A 17,967-nucleotide genomic window follows, 5' to 3' on the forward strand; every position below is an offset into this window, starting at 1 on the left:
GGTTCCTTAGAGCGTGTTATGAACTTTGCCCTTGTCACGCTAACGTATACGGATGAAGCCTCGTAAGCCTTATTCCACCGATATTTCCGACGAAGAATGGGCCTTTGCGGCTCCCTATTTGACGCTGATGGACGTGCAGGCACCGCAGCGCAAGTATGAGCTACGCGCGATGTTCAACGCACTGCGGTGGATCGCGCGCGCCGGCGCACCATGGCGATTGCTTCCCAACGATTTTCCGCCCTGGGAAGCGGTGTATCAGCAAACACAGCGCTGGCTGCAAGCGGGCTGCTTTGAGGCCATGGTCAGTGATCTGCGCTCACTCTTGCGTGTGGCGCAAGGGAAAAAAGGCCAGCCGAGCGCGGTCATTTTCGATGCTCGCACGCTGCAGTCCACCTGCGAAAGCGGGCCGCGTGCTGGATACGATGGCTATAAACGCAAGAAAGGCAGCAAGGTACACATGGCCGTCGATACGCTTGGACATCTGCTCGCTGTCCAGGTGACGCCGGCTAATGAGCAGGAGCGCGCGCAAGTCCGATCGTTGGCACAAGAGGTACAACACGTGACCGGTGAAACGGTCAAGATCGCCTTTGTTGATCAGGGCTACACCGGTCAAGAACCGGCGCAGGCGGCCACGGAAGAAGGCATTGAGTTGCAAGTGATCAAGCTGCAAGAAGCGAAAAAAGGCTTTGTCTTGCTGCCGCGCCGTTGGGTTGTCGAGCGCAGCTTCGGATGGGCCAATCGTTTCAGACGGCTGGCACGCGACTACGAGCGATTGCCGGAAACCTTGGCCGGTTTGCACTTCGTCGTCTTCACGATCCTGATGCTTGGAAATGCAGCCACCCTCTTTCAAAGTTCATAACACGCTCTAGTCGTCCCTGAAAAATCCCCTTCAAGCGCCAAGTGCCGTCGGTGACAGCGGCACGGCGCTCAAGGATGACCATCCCATCGCCCGCATCCAGGCACGCAAAAACGCGATCCAGCGCAGCAGCCAGCGCAGGTTGTAGCCGGCGGTGCAGCCGAGCACGTGCAGCGCATCGCCTTGGGCACCTTTCAGCCTGCAGCGACGCAACCTGCAGTCGTCTTTCAGATGTCCGATCACCGGCTCCACCGCCTGCCGTCGCTTGATCCAGCGCCATTGCCGTCGCGTCAGCGTCTTGGCCTTGCCGCGATGCAGGACCTGCACGCCATCGACTTCGCGCCCGCGATCGCCCAGGTCCACGATCGCCACCGTCGGTTCTACGCTCACATCCTGCAGCAACCCGCGTGTCTGCTCCAGCTGCTCGGCCAAGGTATCGCCGTCGTACGGGTTGCCCGGGAAGCTGCGCGCACCCACGACCAATCCCTTGCAGGCAGTGACTGCAATGCCGACCTTGACGCCGAATTCGTACGCTTGACGCGCCTTGCCCTTGCCGATGCATTCCACTTCCGGGGCATGCAATGCGTACAGTTTTTGTTTGTCCTTCGGACGCTGCGTGTACAGCCGTTGCGCACGTTCCAGCCAGACAACGATGCGCTCGCGCACGCCGGGTTCCACCTGGTCCAGCTTGCGCTCGATATCGCGCAACACCCGCCCCAATACCGTGCGTTGACGTCGCAGCACGCGCTGCATGCGCTTGAACTGGCGCGCATGCGCATACCGACCTGCCTTGCGGCTCAGGGCCGGGCCTTGCCGCGCGTAGCTCTGCCGCACTCCGATGCCGTGCCGCTTGGCCAGTAACACCAGCTTCTTGCGTGCCACCTCCAGCAAACGGCTGTCGGTCGGATAGGCGATCGCCTTTTCCTGCACCGTGGTGTCCACGATCACCCGCGACAACTCGTGTGCGTCCACCGCCTGCATCGCATGCGCGGCGTTGATGGTGTGCGCCAGTAGCTCTTCCATCCCGGCCTCACCCAGGCGCTGCCGCCAGCGCGTCAGCGAGCTGGCATCGCACGGCAAACGCGTCTGGAACACGACCTCACCGGTGAAGAACTGCCAGTACGGATTCTCCAGCCAACGCTCGCACACCGCTTCATCGGACAGGTCGTAGGCGTGTTTGAGGTAGAGCAAACCGGCAATCAGCCGCACCGGCAATGCCGGCCGACCGCCACCGGCCTGGGTGGCCGGCAAGCGCGATGAAAGTGCTTGCTCCAATGCCGCCCACGGCATCCGTTGGCTCAGCCGCGCCAGCGGATGACGCAGATCGATCTGGTTCTCCAGCCGCGAACGAAACAACTCGTCGGCAGGCATGTGCTCGGCAGCAGGACGGCGTGTACGCATGAGTGAAAATTGCCAGAAACCAGCCTTCAGCGTAGCGAACACTGGTAGTTCTGGCACGCCGGTGCAGACATCAAGGCCTTGCGGTCGTTGGGTGGTTGGGGTTTTTCAGGGGCGACTCCTTAGAGCCTGTTCACGATCTTTTGAGTAGAAGCGCCAAGAAGGCCAGATGGATGAACTGCAAGCTGGTGTTGAGTTTGCGCTCGCAGTTCTTCCACAGCCTTCGGTTTTTCTCCACTGCGCTCGACGATCCAGCGCTTGGGCATGACCTTGAAGGTGTGCAGTTCGCTGCGCTTGGCAATCTGCACCGTGAGCTGCTCGCCTAGAATCTCTCGTACGCCTTCGGCAAACGGTACTCCGGTGTAACCACTGTCGCACAGCAGGCTTTGTACATGCGTCAAGTTTGACTGACAGCGCTCCAGCGCCCGCAGCGCACCTTTGCGGTCGGTCACCTCCGCCGTCGTCACCGCGATGGCATAGGGCACCCTGGGTATCAACAGCGATATGCCGCTTGATGCCCGACACCTTTTTGCCCGCGTCATATCCCTTTTGCCCGGCTGTGTCCGTGTTCTTGACGCTCTGCGCGTCCACGATCAAGAACCTGCTGAAGATGTTGCGCTCCTGTTTCTGGCGGGCCACGCCAACCTGATTTTTTGAGCGCCCGCTCCAGCAGGCTCACTCCTTCATCGTCGCACTCGCCCCACTTGGCAAAGTACGCGTGCACGGTCCGCCACTTCGGAAAGTCGCTGGGTAGCGCTCGCCATTGGCAACCGGTTCGCAGCACGTACAACACTGCGCACCACACCTCATACATATCCACTCGGCGTGGCTTGGTGCGCTTGCGCGCTTGTTCTAGGATCGGGAGGATGTGTTCGAAACGCTCCCGGCTCATGTCGCTCGGATAGGTTTTTTGGCGCATCCGCAGAGTCTGCACCAATCAGGAAAGATCGTGAACAGGTTCTTAGAAGTACCATTCAGTGAGTGACACACTTTATGATAATGGCTTTTTTGATAACAAGCACCATGCTGCCGCGCACGGCTCTCGGACACCACGCATCGGGATTACGTTAGAGGGAGCCCGCAGGTTCCCTTTTACTACTCCGCACCCCGCACCACCTGCCACCCATTTATCAGGGGCAAGCCTGACTAACCTTCGCAAAGCGAGATAATCCACCCCATTCGGTGAATACTGTCCGCCGCAACCTAGGCCCACAGTTCCTGCGCGGCATGTCGCCTGGATATACGTAATCGATGACAAAGTCCCAATGGATGAAGCGCCCTGAGTAGCTTCCCCGTCGTGCGCGGTTGACGTGATAGTGTTACTTGAATGCAATGGCTGCATTTAAGAAAAAAGAAAAATCATACATCCAGAAGAAAAAAATCGATTTATTTTTCACGATTTACCCCTGAGAAAAAGACCGCTGTCCGCGGCCTTTCTCTTTTCATGCATGAGAGCGTATTAGAGCGTGTTATGAACTTTGAAAGAGGGTGGCTGCATTTCCAAGCATCAGGATCGTGAAGACGACGAAGTGCAAACCGGCCAAGGTTTCCGGCAATCGCTCGTAGTCGCGTGCCAGCCGTCTGAAACGATTGGCCCATCCGAAGCTGCGCTCGACAACCCAACGGCGCGGCAGCAAGACAAAGCCTTTTTTCGCTTCTTGCAGCTTGATCACGTGCAACTCAATGCCTTCTTCCGTGGCCGCCTGCGCCGGTTCTTGACCGGTGTAGCCCTGATCAACAAAGGCGATCTTGACCGTTTCACCGGTCACGTGTTGTACCTCTTGTGCCAACGATCGGACTTGCGCGCGCTCCTGCTCATTAGCCGGCGTCACCTGGACAGCGAGCAGATGTCCAAGCGTATCGACGGCCATGTGTACCTTGCTGCCTTTCTTGCGTTTATAGCCATCGTATCCAGCACGCGGCCCGCTTTCGCAGGTGGACTGCAGCGTGCGAGCATCGAAAATGACCGCGCTCGGCTGGCCTTTTTTCCCTTGCGCCACACGCAAGAGTGAGCGCAGATCACTGACCATGGCCTCAAAGCAGCCCGCTTGCAGCCAGCGCTGTGTTTGCTGATACACCGCTTCCCAGGGCGGAAAATCGTTGGGAAGCAATCGCCATGGTGCGCCGGCGCGCGCGATCCACCGCAGTGCGTTGAACATCGCGCGTAGCTCATACTTGCGCTGCGGTGCCTGCACGTCCATCAGCGTCAAATAGGGAGCCGCAAAGGCCCATTCTTCGTCGGAAATATCGGTGGAATAAGGCTTACGAGGCTTCATCCGTATACGTTAGCGTGACAAGGGCAAAGTTCATAACACGCTCTAGGGAAGGTCTGAACAACGCACCAGACCTCTAAAATTCGAGCCTGCTGCGTGCCAATAGCGCACAGAGTTGATGCGTACGATACGATTTCTACGGTTTCTTGCGGCGTTGGCTGGCGCCAGACAGCATTATCCCCTGGCCGGCAGCAACTGCCGGCGCACCATCCACAGATTGGATAGTGCGAACAGGGTCAGCACATGCGCGGTGTTCTTGGCCAGGCCGCGATAGCGGACCTTGGTGTAGCCAAACTGGCGTTTGATCACCCGGAATGGATGCTCCACCTTCGCACGCACACTTGCTTTGAAGTATTCCCAACGTTCTTCCTGGCGGCGCTCGCGTTTGTTGCCAATGGCTTGAATCGTCGAACGCTTGGCGGCAATGAAAAAACCAGCCTTGCAGGTCTGCAGTTCTTCGCGTTTGTCCGCACCGGTGTAGCCGCTGTCGCCGAACACACTGTCTTCTTTGCCGTGCAGCAATGCGTGGGTCACCGTGACATCGGCCAAATTGGCAGCCGTACAACGGACGTGGTGCACCAGCCCGGAAAACTCATCCACGCCGATGGGTGCCTTCATCCCGAAATACCACTGATTGCCTTTCTTGGTCTGATGCATTTCAGGGTCGCGCGCGCAGTCGGTATTCTTGGTCGAACTGGGCGCAGCGATCAGGGTTGCATCGACGATCGTGCCGGACCGCAGGCTCTGACCCTTGCGCACCAGATCCGCGTTGACGGCCTCCAGCATCCGCGCTGCAAGGCCATGGGTTTCCAGCAAGCGGCGAAAGTTGAGAATCGTGGTCTCGTCGGGAACATTGTCCAAACCACCGAGCCGGGCAAAACGGCGCAAGGTCCGGATCTCGTGCAACGCTTCTTCCATCGCCGGATCGCTCAACGCATACCACTGCTGCAGCAAATGAATCCGCAACATCGTCGCCAGTGCGTACGGCTGTCGACCAGGCCGCCCCGACACCGGATAGTGCGGCGCGATCAGTCCGAGCAAGTGCCTCCACGGAACCACCTGCTCCATCTCGGCCAGGAAGATCTCGCAGCGAGTCTGCTTGCGCTTGCCCAAACCTTCAGCGTCACCGAACGTCAGTTGCATGGATGACTCCTCAACGTAGGTGTGTAGTGTCGCGCATTTGAAGTGCGTTGTTCAGAGGTTCCTTAGCGCGTGGCGCTAGCCACACGCAGCACCTTCGGCGTCACGAACACCAGCAACTCAGCCTTCTCTTTGCTCCTGCCACGCTTTTTGAACAAATTGCCAAGGAACGGAATGTCGCCCAGAAATGGTACCTTGGAAAGGCTTTCGCGATCGGTAAATTCGTAGACGCCGCCGATCACAACAGTCTCACCATCTCCCACCAGAACGGCGGTATTGATCTCCCGACGATTAATCTCGGGCACGGTGCCATACAGCGGCAAATCGATGAGCCGTGCAATTTCATCCTTCTTGACATTCATGTTAAGAAAAACGCGATTGTCGTTGGTAATGGTTGGCGTCACCTTGAGTTCAAGCAGAACTTCTTTGAACTGCACATTGGCCTGCGAACCGCCACCGCCAGCACCACTGCCGCTGATGGTCACGTAGCCGATTTCGCGCCCCTGCTTGATAACGCCCTCGCGCTGATTGGCAGTTACGATGCGCGGATTGGAAACAACCTCGCCTCGACCCTCTTGCTGCATCGCGGACAGCTCGATATCCAGATTGAAATTCGACCCTAGCAAGGTGTAGGCGAGGCTGCCAGGCGTGCTGCTGGTAAATCCGCCCGCTGCACCGAGATTGACATTGAGTCCTGACGGGAACAAATGCGCCGAGCTGTTCAAATAGTTAAGGTTGCTCTCCAGCGAGCCGCTGAGGATTCCGCGCCCAGTTGCCCCAGTAACACCAAAACGCGCGCCTAGATCACGCGCAAATGTATCTGTCGCGATAACAATACGGCTTTCAATCAAAACCTGATCTACCGGACGATCGATATGCGAGATCAATTCCCGCATCTGCGCGACCTTCTTCGGAATATCGCTGATCATCAATGTATTGGTACGTTCGTCCGGAACCAGGCGACCGCGGGGCGATAAAAACCCATTGTCCTGCTGCCCCGCGCCACCACCACCTTGGCCGCCCTGGCTACCACCGCCGCCGCCAATTCCCTTGGCTTCTGTCAGTGCCTTAAAAATCAACGACGCGCTGTGGTAATTGATCTGCACATAATCGGTGATCAAATCCTCGCGATTTTCAATTGCGATGCGGGCGTCTTCCTTGTCCTGCTCGAACTTGGCCAGCTCCGGCTGCGGTGCGACCCACACCACGCCGCCATCGCGGCGCTTGTCCAGACCCTTGGCGCGCAGCACGATGTCCAGCGCCTGGTCCCACGGCACGTTCATCAGGCGCAGGGTGACATTGCCCTGCACGGTGTCCGACGCCACGATATTGAGGTTCGACTCTTCAGCGATCAGCTGCAGCACGGTGCGCACTGGCACGTCCTGGAAGTTGAACGTCACCGGGCGGCCGCTGTAGCCACGCGCAGCAATTTGCGCTGCGGCCTGGGTGACCGCCGCGGCGCTCACACCGCCTGCTGCCGGCTGGCCCTTACGCGGAGTGATTTCGACCACGTATTCGTTGCCGGTCTGGTAGGCCAGCGAGTCGAATGCTCCCTTGGTCGACAGCACCAGCTGCGAGCCAGAACCGGACGGCTTGGCCTCGACACGCTGCACCGGCGTTGCGAAGTCGGTGACGTTGAGCGGGCGCTGCAGTTCGGCAGGCAGCCGGGCGTTGCCGATGTCGACCAGCACGTTATCGCCCTGCGTACGCAGGTCCAGGCTGGCGCCCTGCCCGTCGAACTGCAGGATCAGACGGCCTGCGCCGTCTTCACCGCGTTTGAAATCGATCTTGGACACCGCCAAGCTCGCAGGAGCGACCTTGGCAGGATCCTGCGCCGGCTGATTCAGCGCCGCCGCTGCGAGTGTGCTGCCGCCTGCCAGTGCCAACACGAACCCCAACGTGCAGGCCTGGACTATCGCGTGGCGTCGCACCGGACGCAGCCGCTGGGCATTGGAAAACGTCATCGTGCTATCCCCTATCACTTTATTTGATCATCCAATGCGAGTGCGGCCGGCCGTTCAAGCCATCCACCCGCACCGTCCGGCACAAGTTCAATCAGCTCGATGCGGTCTTCGTAGACCCCGGTGACCCGGCCATCGCTCTGTCCCAGATACACACCCGGCCGCACCCGGTAGGTCACCTTGTCGGGCGCCATCACCAGAGCGATCAGGCCCGACCCGCCTCCAATGGTCCCCACCATGTCGAGGGCGTCGAGCGGGAAAGCTTCCAACGGTTCCTTGCGCCGGTTCGGATCCGGACGCGTACCATTGCCACCTTCGGCGCCGACCCAGGCATCGCTGAACGGATCCCGCATCGCCTGCGCCGCATATTCGAAGGTTTCGAACTGCTGCATCACCGGCAGCGGTTCCAGCGGCGGCGCAGGACGCGCACGCACTTCGGCCACCCACGCTTCCAGGTTCGGCGCATCGCCCGGCGTGCTGGTGACGCCGCGGCTGCACGCCGGCAGTACAGCGATTAACGCCACGCAGGACAGGATTTTGAGCAGTCTCATGTTCATTGGCCGCCCTTCTTGGCAGCGTCGGCCGTAGCCTTCTCCTGCTCGGCCATTTCCTCGTCGTCCAGATAACGATAGGTCTTGACCGTGCCGGACAGTTCCAGCGCCCCGCGCGGCGTAATGCCGGCCTTGGGTTCCTTCGGCTTGAGGTTGATGTCGTGCATGGTCAGGATCACCACGCGCGGCAGGGAGGCTACGCCGCCGACGAAGGCACCGAACTGGTGGTAACTACCCACCATGCGTAGCGCAATCGGCTTCTCGGCGTAGAACTCCTTGGGCGATTCCGGACCCGGCTGGAACAACTCGTTGGACAAGCCACTGGACAGCGCGGTCTGCGAGATATCAATGATCAGATCCGGCATTTCCGTCTTGCTGGGCAGCTGACGCAACATCTGCTGCAGCACCTGCTCCATCTGCGCAAGCTGCTGCTTGAGTGGCTCCAGATTTACCGCGCGGCCCTGCTGGGTCTCGAACTCGGTGCGCAATTGCGTTTCGGTGGCTTCCAGTCCTTCCAATGCATCGCGCTTGCTGCTGATCAGCAGGAACCAGGCCAACACCAGGATGAAAAGGCCGACCACCATGCAGAACACGATACGTGCTTGCTGCGGCCACCCGCCGATGTTGTTGAAATCCAGATCGCTGAGCTTGAATGATTTCTTACTCATGACGCCGCGCCCTCCTGCGGCCGATTGACTGGCGCCGGCGGCGCCTGCATAGGTACAGGCGCAGCCGCTGCAGGTGTCGCCGCTGGCGCGCCCGCAGGTGCCGCACCGGCCGGTTTTCCGGCCGGCGCTTGCGCGTCGACCGCTGCTGGCGTGGCGCCGTTCTTGTCCGCCTCGTTCGGATTGGCCAGCTTGACCTTGAGCGTGAACACATACGGCAGCGCCTTGGTGTCCATCGACGATGCAGCGGGTTGCCCGGCCTTGTCCTGGCTCTTGGCCTCGATGATCGACAGATCCGGATTGGTCATCCAACCCGAGCCTTCAAGATTGCGCATGTACGCACTGACGCGGGCATTGGACTGCGAGCGCCCTTCCAGGGTCAGGATGTCGCCGTCCTGCTTGATATTGGTCAGCACCACGCCATCGGGAATGGTGCGCACCAGCGAATCGAACAGATGCACCATCTGCGACCGATTAGCCTGCAGTTCCTCGATCACCTTCTTACGGGCAAGCAGGCGGTCCTTCTTTTTATCGAGTTCCTTGATCTTTTCGTTCTGAGCCTTGACCTTGTCGATCTCGGTGGTCAGGAACGCGTTGCGCTCGGTCTGGCCACTGATCTGCACGTCGTAGTAGAACCAGATCAACCCAGACAGCAGAACGCCGCCGAGCGCGGCAAAGCCCAGCATCGAGTAGAACTCGCGCTCGCGCGCCTTCCGGCGCTCGGCGCGCCAGGGCATTAGATTGATTCTTGCCATCAGTCAAAGCTCCTCAGGGCCAGGCCGGTGGCGATCATCAATGCAGGCGCATCCAGCGCCAGCGCGTGGGCCTGAACCTTCGGGCCCAGGGTCATCTGGGCAAGCGGATTGGCGACCACGGTGGTCACGCCGAGCTGCTCTTCCACCATCTCCGGCAGGCGCGAAAGCGCGGCGCAACCGCCGGCCAGCACGATGCAGTCGACGCGGTTGAATTCGCTGCCCGCATAGAAGAACTGCAGCAAACGGCTGATCTGCTGCACCGTTGCTTCCTTGAACGGCTCCAGCACCTCGACCTCGTAGCTCTCCGGCAAACCGCCCTGACGCTTGGCCAGCCCGGCTTCTTCGTAGGTCAATCCATAACGGCGCATCACTTCATCGGTCAGTTGCTTGCCGCCGAACATCTGTTCGCGGCTATACAGACTGCGACCGGAGCGCAGCACGCTCAGCGTAGTCATGGTGGCGCCGATGTCCACCAGCGCGACCACCGCATCGGCGGCGACCGGCAGTTCGCTGGCGATCAGGGCAAACGCGTTTTCGACCGCAAAAGCCTCCACGTCCATCACCTTGGCGGTCAGGCCGCCAAGTTCCAGCGCCGACTGGCGCAGTTCCACATTCTCCGAACGTGACGCCGCCAGCAGCACCTGGACCATGTCCGGACTGTTGGGCAGCGGGCCAAGCACCTCGAAGTCGAGGTTCACTTCCTCGATCGGGTACGGGATGTAATTGGTGGCTTCCAGCTCGACCTGAGCTTCCAGATCGCCGTCGTCCAGATCAGCCGGCATCGGGATCAATTTGGTGATCACTGCCGACCCGGCCACGGCTGCGGCCGCGTTCTTGGCCTTACTGCCGGAACGGTTCATGGCGCGGCGAATGGCTTCGCCGACCGCCTCCACTTCGACGATGTTCTTTTCAACGACCGCATTCGGCGGCAATGGTTCCACTGCGTAATGATCCACGCGAAAACGATTCCCGCTGCGCGACAGCTGCAAAAGCTTGACCGCAGTGGAACTGATATCGACACCGATAAGTGGCGATTGACTCTTGCGTAGAAGCCCCACGGAAACTCCCCTGCCGACGGGCACATGGGCGAATGGCTGTGCCCTCGTATTAATAATCGAATCTTAACAGTTGACAACTCCCTCACGCGCGAGGCAATCGCCCCGAAACATGCCCCCAGTGTTGTCTGCTGCGATCCCCAGAGTTCGGCCCCAGCCCAACTCAACGTCATCTATACTCTGTGACCAAGAAATCCGCAATTGGAATCTCTCTTACATGCCCCGTATTCGCCGTTGGCTGGGCTGGATCCTGGCCATGATCGTGGTGCTCGCACTGCTTGGCGCTGTTGCTGCCGGCGGCCTGTATTACGCCATTTCCTCGAAGTTGCCGGACGTGCAGTCGCTCAAGCAGGTCGAGCTGCAAGAGCCGATGTACGTCTATTCCAGCGACGGTCGCCTAATGGCCGTCTATGGCGAGACCCGGCGCTATCCCATCCAGATGAAGAACGTGCCACTGCGCCTCAAGCAGGCCTTCCTGGCGACCGAGGACGCGCGCTTCTACGAGCACGGGGGCGTGGACTACAAGGGCATTGCCCGCGCGGTCTGGCTGCTGGCCAGCACCGACGCCAAGCGCGTGCCGGGTGGTTCGACCATCACACAGCAGGTGGCGCGCCAGTTCTTCCTGAGTTCCGAGTACAGCTACACGCGCAAGCTCGCCGAGATCCTGTTGGCGCGCAAGATCGAGAGTGAACTGAGCAAGGACGAGATCTTCGAGCTGTATCTCAACAAGAGCTTCTTCGGTAACCGTGCCTACGGCGTAGGCGCTGCCGCCGAGTACTACTACGGCAAGAAAATGAGTGAGTTGAGCCTGGACGAGATGGCCTCGCTTGCTGGCATTCCCAAGTTCCCGTCCAGCGGCAATCCGATCAGCAACCCAGAGCGTGCGCAGGAACGTCGCGACTATTACGTGCTGCAACGCATGGCCGATCTGGGCTTCGTCAGTCAGGCAGAAGCCGATGCTGCGAAGGCGGTGCCGATGCATGCAAAGCAGCACGAGCCGCCGGTCGAGGTGTATGCACCGTACGTGGCCGAGCTGGTGCGTCAGGAGATGATCGCCAAGTACGGCGGCGATGTGCTTAACAAGGGCTACCATGTCACCACCACCATCGACGCCACGCTACAGAGCGGTGCCGACGCGGCGGTTGCCGAAGGCCTGCGCCTGTACGACCACCGGCATGGCTGGCACGGCGTGGAGCAGCACTTCGACGTGGCCGCCGATGCCGACGCGCTGGCATTGGCCAAGCATTTGTCGGGCGTGTTCACCCAGGGCGGCTTGCGCGCGGTGATCGTGGCGCGCACCAATGCCGATGGCGGCGTCACCGTGGTGCAGAGCGACAAAACCGAACTGACCTTGCCGGCAACTGCCAGCCACTGGACCAACAAAACGCCGGCCAAGCTACTGACCCGCGGTGACCTGACCCGCATCCGTGCCGGCGAAAAGGACGGCGAGTGGATCATCGACCAGTTGCCGCTCGGCCAGGCCGCGCTGGTGTCGCTGGACGCCAATAGCGGGGCCCTGCGGGCTTTGATCGGCGGTTTCAGTTTTGCCGGCAACAAGTTCAATCGCGCCACCCAGGCACGGCGTCAGCCAGGGTCGAGCTTCAAACCGTTCGTGTATGCGGCCGCATTCGAGAAGGGCTTCAATCCCGCTTCGATCGTGCTGGATGCGCCAGTGGTATTTCGCGATCGTCGCGGCAAGACCTGGTCGCCGCAGAACGACGGCGGCGGTTTCCGTGGCCCGATGCGCTTGCGCGAAGCCCTGGTGCAATCGCGCAACTTGGTGTCGGTGCGCTTGTTGGACGCGATCAGCGTCGATTTCGCACGCAAATACATCAGCCAGTTCGGTTTCCAGGAAGCGGAATTGCCGCCCAATCTGTCGATGTCGCTGGGCACCGCGTCGCTGACGCCACTATCGGTTGCGCGGGGCTATGCAGTGTTTGCCAACGGCGGCTCGCGAGTGGAGACCTGGATCGTCGATGAGGTCAAAGACCGCGACGGCAATGTCATCTTCAAGGAAGTGCCGGCGGTGGCCTGCCGCACCTGCGCGTTGCAAGGCGGCACCGCCGCACCGGTGAGTCAGGTCGTGGACGGCTTCAACTTCGGCGCTCAGGCACCTGCCGCACTGCCAGCACCCGCAGCCGATGCAGCACCGGCGCCTGCACAAACCGCGCCGGCCGCCATTGCCGAAACCAGGATCGCACCGCGCGCCATCGATGCGCGCACTGCGTATCAGCTGGTGTCGATGATGCGCGATGTCGTCCAGCGTGGCACGGGCACCGCAGCCAAGGTGCTGGGGCGTGAGGACGTCGGCGGCAAGACCGGTTCGACCAACGATCACCGCGACGCCTGGTTCTCCGGCTTCGGTGGACCCTACGCCACCACGGTGTGGGTGGGTCGCGATGATTTCCGCTCGCTCGGTTATCGCGAGTACGGTGGCAAGGCGGCGTTGCCGATCTGGATCGACTACATGCGCGTGGCGTTGAAAGACATGCCGATCGCAGCCAACGACCCGCCTGAAGGCATGATCCAGGCCACCATCAATGGCGCAGTCGAATGGGTGAAGACCGAAGATCTGGATCGCCTGCAGGACTACGATTACGGTCTGCAGCAACAGCAGGACGAGAAGGCCTTCGATATCTTTTGAGTGCTGGGGATTTGAGATGGCTTCGCCCACCTGGGTCTCCGATCGGTTTAGCAGTACCGGCATGCACACTCGCAGAGAAAGCACCGGGGCAATCACCATTGCGTGATTGCCCCTTCAGAGACGGCATGAAGCGTTCGCCGAGTCTTCATGCCGCTGTTGTAGAGTCGAGTCCAGGTTCATGAGGGGAGCCCGGTCATGCATCACGCACGCGAGCACGCCAACACACACACCCGCGAACGTCGCCATCGGTTGGCGCACGAAGCCGCACGCTTGATGGCCGAAGGTGGCATCCGCGATTTTCATCAAGCCAAGCTCAAGGCCGCCAGCCGGCTTGGCATCCACGACGACGCATCGCTGCCGCGCAATCGCGAGATTGAAGATGCGTTGCGCGAATATCAGCGCCTGTTTGCAGGGCCTGTACACGGCGTGCGTTTGCGCCAACGCCGCGAGGCTGCGTTGCGGGCACTGGAATTTCTCAGCCCATTCCAGCCGCGACTCACCGGCATGGTGCTCGACGGTACCGCCGATGCCAATGCGCCAGTGCAGTTGCAGTTGCATAGCGACGATGCCGACGCAGTGCAACGCTTCCTGGAGGAGCACCGCATTCCGGCCAAATCGCGCATCCGCCGATTGCGCCTGGATCGCGAGCGCAACGGTGATTTCCCGGTGTGGCTGTTCGACGCCGAGGAACTTACCTTCGACCTGACCGTGCTGCCTTACGACGCGCTGCGTCAGGCCCCGCTATCGCAGCTCGACGAGAAGCCGATGACCCGCGCATCGGCCGCACAGGTACGTCAGTTATTGGCCGAAGATGACGGCAACGACGCCGTACAACAGTTGCGCTGATTCGCAGCCGCGTCAGCATCCGCCAGCAAGGCTGCGATGCGCACTTGAGTTCCGCCCAACAGCAAACGCCCCGCAATGCGGGGCGTTCGTTCAAACAGATAACCACAAGCGCTTAGCGCTGGCCGGCGTCCTTGTAATCTCGATTGTCATAGCCGGTGTAGATCTGGCGCGGACGGCCGATCTTCATTTCAGGGTCGACCTGTTGCTCCAGCCAATGCGACACCCAACCGGCGGTGCGTGCGATGGCAAACATCACGGTGAACATTTCCACCGGAATGTTGAGCGCCTTGTAGATCAGACCCGAGTAGAAGTCGACGTTCGGGTACAGCTTTCGCTGCACGAAGTAGTCGTCCTTCAACGCGGCTTCTTCCAGTTTCAGCGCAACTTCCAGAAGCGGATCGTTGACGCCCAGCTCGCCCAGCACCTTGTGGGTCATTTCGCGGATGATCTTGGCGCGCGGATCGAAGTTCTTGTAGACGCGGTGACCGAAGCCCATCAGACGGAACGAGGAGTTCTTGTCCTTGGCCTTGGCAACAGCGGATTCGACGTTGTCGGCGGTGCCGATCTCTTCCAGCATCTTCAGCACGGCTTCGTTGGCGCCACCGTGTGCCGGGCCCCACAGCGCGGTGATACCCGCGGCAACCGAGGCGTAGGGATTCGCACCGGTCGAACCGACCAGACGCACGGTCGAGGTCGAGGCGTTTTGCTCGTGATCGGCGTGCAGGATAAACAGCAGATCCAGCGCCTTGGCGACGACCGGATTGATCTCCAGCGGCTCGCTCGGCACTTCGAACATCATGTGCAGGAAACGGTCGACGTAGTTGAGATTGTTGCGCGGGTAGCGGATCGGCCAGCCGATCGAATAGCGGTACGCAGCAGCAGCCAGGGTGGGCACTTTGGCGATCAGACGGATGGCAGCCTGACGGCGCTGTTCCGGGTCGTTGAGGTCCAGGGTGTCGTGATAGAAGGCCGACAACGACGCGACCGAACCGGCCAGCATGGCCATCGGATGCGCGTCATGGCGGAATCCACCGAGAAAGTTCTTCAGCGACTCGTGCATCATCGTGTGATGCGTCACCTCGTGGTCGAACTTCTCGAATTCGTCCGCCGTCGGCAGCTCGCCGTTCATCAGCAGATACGAGACTTCGAGGAAGCTGGACTTCTCGGCCAACTGTTCAATCGGGTAGCCGCGATACAACAACACGCCGTTGTCGCCATCGATGTAGGTGATGGCCGACTTGCAACTGGCGGTGGCGGTGAAGCCCGAGTCGTAGGTGAACAGACCGGTTTCTTTGGTCAGCTTGGAAATATCGACGCAATCATTGCCAAGCGTGGGCTTGAGAACCGGCAGAACAACCGACTTGTCGCCGGCGTTGAGCGTGACCTGATCAAGATCGGACACTGTGTACGCTCCTTCAGTGGAAGGCGCCTGCACTCGAACGGGCAGGCGCGTGATGGAAGTCCAGGGCATCGCCCGGATCACGTTATTATCGCACAGCAGCATTTTGGTCGTCGCTTGGACAGAAGTCGTAGACGAAGCCGTCAGGAAGGCGAAGACGGACTCAGTAACACCAAAAAAAGGCCGCGCAATGCGCGGCCTTTGCCGGTACAGCCCGTTCTACAAGTTCAGCGCGCGTAGCGCTTCTGGAACTTGTCGATACGCCCACCGGTGTCGATCACCTTCTGCTTGCCTGTATAGAACGGGTGCGATGCAGAGGAAATTTCCACCTTGATGAGCGGATATTCCTGGCCGTCTTCCCACTTCACTGTCTCTTTCGAGCCCATGGTGGAACGGGTCAGAATCTTGAAATCAGACGTCACGTCGTGGAAGACGACGTCTTTGTAGCTGGGATGAACGTTATCTTTCATAGACTTGGCGCCGGGCTGCCTGGGTAAGCGAGAAATTATAGCTGTCTGCAGACAGCCCGCGCAAGATCGCCTTACCCTGCCACCAAGGCGGCCCCGACCAGGCCGTAGAACTGCTGACGGTCGTACTCCAGCAGCAGGTTGGCGTTGTCGGGCGCCCCGCCCTGGCTATTCCAATCCACCAAGGTCATGCCGCGGGTATGCGTGCCGGACAGCTCGATATGGACCGGGCGCTGCTCCAAGCGGTGTGCGCCTTCCGGGTGCAGGGCGAAGGCCATCGCCAGCGCGTCGGCGGCATACCAATACTCGCCGCGGCTGTCTGCCGACCACAAGCGGGTCTTGCGCGAAATTTCCTCATAGAACCTGGCATAGGCCGAGTCCGCTGCCAGCCACTGCTCCACATCCCGATGCAGCAGGCCATGCACGATGGTCGCTTCCCAATCGGCAACGTCGAACCGCGGGAAACCGCGGAACACGATATGCGCCGCTTCCGGGTCGAAGCCGATATTGAATTCGGCCACTGCGGTGATGTTGCCGTGCCCGGTCAACGCCCCGCCCATCACCACCAGCCGCGCCACGCGCTGCGGCAGGGTCGGATCCAGGGTGAGCGCAAGGACCAGATTGGTCAGCGGGCCGAGTGCGACCAGCAGAAGCTGGCCGGCATGTTCGTGCGACAAGCGCAAGATAGCGAGCGCGGCATGCTCTGCGTCGGCAGTACGCTTGGCCGGCGCAAGACCGACATCACCGAAGCCATCGATGCCATGCACATGCGCCGCGTCCACCGACGGATGCAGCAACGGCTGCGGACAGCCCGCATAGACCGGCACATCGTCACGACCGGCGATCTGGCAGACCTTCAAGGCATTGCGCACGGTGTGCTCCAGACCCACGTTGCCGACGGCGATGGTCAGGCCGACAACCTCGTGACGGGTGTCGTTGAAGGCCATCAGCAATGCCAGCGCGTCGTCGACGCCCGGGTCGGTCTCGATCAGCAGCGGTATCTGCTTGGTCATGGGATCCGGAATTCGGGATTCGATGCGGCATCTTCGCAAGGATCGGCCGGCCAAGCGAATCACCAGCACGCAGCAGCCTGGCTCTTAGAGCCTGTTCACGATCTTTTGAGTAGAAGCGCCAAGAAGGCCAGATGGATGAACTGCAAGCTGGTGTTGAGTTTGCGCTCGCAGTTCTTCCACAGCCTTCGGTTTTTCTCCAGCCAGGCAAAACTGCGCTCGACGATCCAGCGCTTGGGCATGACCTTGAAGGTGTGCAGTTCGCTGCGCTTGGCAATCTGCACCGTGAGCTGCTCGCCTAGAATCTCTCGCACGCCTTCGGCAAACGGTACTCCGGTGTAACCACTGTCGCACAGCAGGCTTTGTACATGCGTCAAGTTTGACTGACAGCGCTCCAGCGCCCGCAGCGCACCTTTGCGGTCGGTCACCTCCGCCGTCGTCACCGCGATGGCATGGGGCAACCCCTGGGTATCAACAGCGATATGCCGCTTGATGCCCGACACCTTTTTGCCCGCATCATATCCCTTTTGCCCGGCTGTGTCCGTGTTCTTGACGCTCTGCGCGTCCACGATCAAGAACCTGCTGAAGATGTTGCGCTCCTGTTTCTGGCGGGCCACGCCAACCTGATTTTTTGAGCGCCCGCTCCAGCAGGCTCACTCCTTCATCGTCGCACTCGCTCCACTTGGCAAAGTACGCGTGCACGGTCCGCCACTTCGGAAAGTCGCTGGGTAGCGCTCGCCATTGGCAACCGGTTCGCAGCACGTACAACACTGCGCACCACACCTCATACATATCCACTCGGCGTGGCTTGGTGCGCTTGCGCGCTTGTTCCAGGATCGGGAGGATGTGTTCGAAACGCTCCCGGCTCATGTCGCTCGGATAGGTTTTTTGGCGCATCCGCAGAGTCTGCACCAATCAGGAAAGATCGTGAACAGGCTCTTAGGAAT

Annotated in this window: 15 protein-coding genes and 1 pseudogene; 3 read left to right on the forward strand and 13 right to left on the reverse strand. The window is 60.3% G+C overall.

Annotated features, from left to right (window positions below; all coding sequences use genetic code 11):
- Positions 1–52: 52 nt before the first annotated feature.
- Positions 53–859 carry an IS5 family transposase gene (locus PD885_RS16165; protein ID WP_002802516.1) on the forward strand — a complete coding sequence of 269 codons (807 nt, stop codon included), beginning with the start codon at positions 53–55 and terminating at the stop codon, positions 857–859.
- A gap of 30 nt (positions 860–889) precedes the next feature.
- On the opposite strand, the gene PD885_RS16170 is transcribed toward PD885_RS16165, so the two are convergent.
- The 9 genes and pseudogenes from PD885_RS16170 to PD885_RS16210 all read right to left on the reverse strand — a co-directional run bounded on the left by PD885_RS16170 (position 890) and on the right by PD885_RS16210 (position 10,657).
- The gene (locus PD885_RS16170; RefSeq protein WP_088056993.1) at positions 890–2,257 is read right to left on the reverse strand and encodes an IS5 family transposase; all 1,368 of its coding nucleotides are present in this window, start codon (positions 2,255–2,257) and stop codon (positions 890–892) included.
- Between the two features lie 130 nt (positions 2,258–2,387).
- Positions 2,388–3,173 (reverse strand): annotated as a pseudogene (locus PD885_RS16175) (IS5 family transposase).
- Between the two features lie 550 nt (positions 3,174–3,723).
- Positions 3,724–4,530, reverse strand: coding sequence for an IS5 family transposase (locus PD885_RS16180; RefSeq protein ID WP_002801519.1), 807 nt, complete (start codon positions 4,528–4,530; stop codon positions 3,724–3,726).
- Between the two features lie 171 nt (positions 4,531–4,701).
- Positions 4,702–5,670 (reverse strand): IS5 family transposase, encoded by a 969-nt coding sequence (locus tag PD885_RS16185; protein ID WP_065975077.1) that lies wholly within the window; start codon positions 5,668–5,670, stop codon positions 4,702–4,704.
- Between the two features lie 62 nt (positions 5,671–5,732).
- Complete coding sequence (locus PD885_RS16190; protein WP_002812406.1) at positions 5,733–7,631, reverse strand: type IV pilus secretin PilQ; 1,899 nt, start codon at positions 7,629–7,631, stop codon at positions 5,733–5,735.
- Between the two features lie 14 nt (positions 7,632–7,645).
- Complete coding sequence (locus tag PD885_RS16195; protein WP_002812407.1) at positions 7,646–8,185, reverse strand: pilus assembly protein PilP; 540 nt, start codon at positions 8,183–8,185, stop codon at positions 7,646–7,648.
- Positions 8,182–8,847 carry a type IV pilus inner membrane component PilO gene (locus PD885_RS16200; protein WP_002812408.1) on the reverse strand — a complete coding sequence of 222 codons (666 nt, stop codon included), beginning with the start codon at positions 8,845–8,847 and terminating at the stop codon, positions 8,182–8,184. The genes PD885_RS16195 and PD885_RS16200 overlap by 4 nt, the downstream gene beginning before the upstream one ends.
- A complete protein-coding gene (locus PD885_RS16205; RefSeq protein ID WP_002812409.1) occupies positions 8,844–9,599 on the reverse strand; it encodes a PilN domain-containing protein in 756 nt (251 codons plus the stop codon). Before PD885_RS16205 ends, PD885_RS16200 begins: the two co-directional genes overlap by 4 nt.
- Complete coding sequence (locus tag PD885_RS16210; RefSeq protein WP_002812410.1) at positions 9,599–10,657, reverse strand: pilus assembly protein PilM; 1,059 nt, start codon at positions 10,655–10,657, stop codon at positions 9,599–9,601. Before PD885_RS16210 ends, PD885_RS16205 begins: the two co-directional genes overlap by 1 nt.
- 214 nt (positions 10,658–10,871) lie before the next feature.
- Here PD885_RS16210 and PD885_RS16215 point away from each other — a divergent pair, with 214 nt between their 5' ends.
- Positions 10,872–13,298, forward strand: a complete 2,427-nt coding sequence (locus PD885_RS16215; protein ID WP_002812411.1) for a penicillin-binding protein 1A — start codon at positions 10,872–10,874, stop codon at positions 13,296–13,298.
- Positions 13,299–13,493: 195 nt separating this feature from the next.
- Complete coding sequence (locus PD885_RS16220) at positions 13,494–14,144, forward strand: hypothetical protein (RefSeq protein ID WP_002812412.1); 651 nt, start codon at positions 13,494–13,496, stop codon at positions 14,142–14,144.
- Positions 14,145–14,256: 112 nt separating this feature from the next.
- On the opposite strand, the gene PD885_RS16225 is transcribed toward PD885_RS16220, so the two are convergent.
- The 4 genes from PD885_RS16225 to PD885_RS16240 all read right to left on the reverse strand — a co-directional run bounded on the left by PD885_RS16225 (position 14,257) and on the right by PD885_RS16240 (position 17,917).
- Positions 14,257–15,546: a citrate synthase gene (locus tag PD885_RS16225; protein WP_002812413.1), complete on the reverse strand. Its 1,290-nt coding sequence runs from the start codon at positions 15,544–15,546 to the stop codon at positions 14,257–14,259.
- Between the two features lie 224 nt (positions 15,547–15,770).
- Complete coding sequence (locus PD885_RS16230) at positions 15,771–16,013, reverse strand: type B 50S ribosomal protein L31 (protein WP_002812414.1); 243 nt, start codon at positions 16,011–16,013, stop codon at positions 15,771–15,773.
- 71 nt (positions 16,014–16,084) lie between these two features.
- The gene (locus PD885_RS16235; RefSeq protein WP_002812415.1) at positions 16,085–17,023 is read right to left on the reverse strand and encodes a nucleoside hydrolase; all 939 of its coding nucleotides are present in this window, start codon (positions 17,021–17,023) and stop codon (positions 16,085–16,087) included.
- A gap of 95 nt (positions 17,024–17,118) precedes the next feature.
- Positions 17,119–17,917, reverse strand: a protein-coding gene (locus PD885_RS16240) for an IS5 family transposase (protein ID WP_087946428.1) whose coding sequence is annotated in 2 segments (ribosomal slippage) — positions 17,119–17,647 and positions 17,646–17,917 — 801 coding nt in all. Because the reading frame shifts where the segments join, the coding sequence is not laid out codon by codon here.
- Positions 17,918–17,967: the final 50 nt, after the last annotated feature.

This window comes from Xanthomonas fragariae (genome assembly GCF_900183975.1).
GTDB classification, from domain to species: domain Bacteria; phylum Pseudomonadota; class Gammaproteobacteria; order Xanthomonadales; family Xanthomonadaceae; genus Xanthomonas; species Xanthomonas fragariae.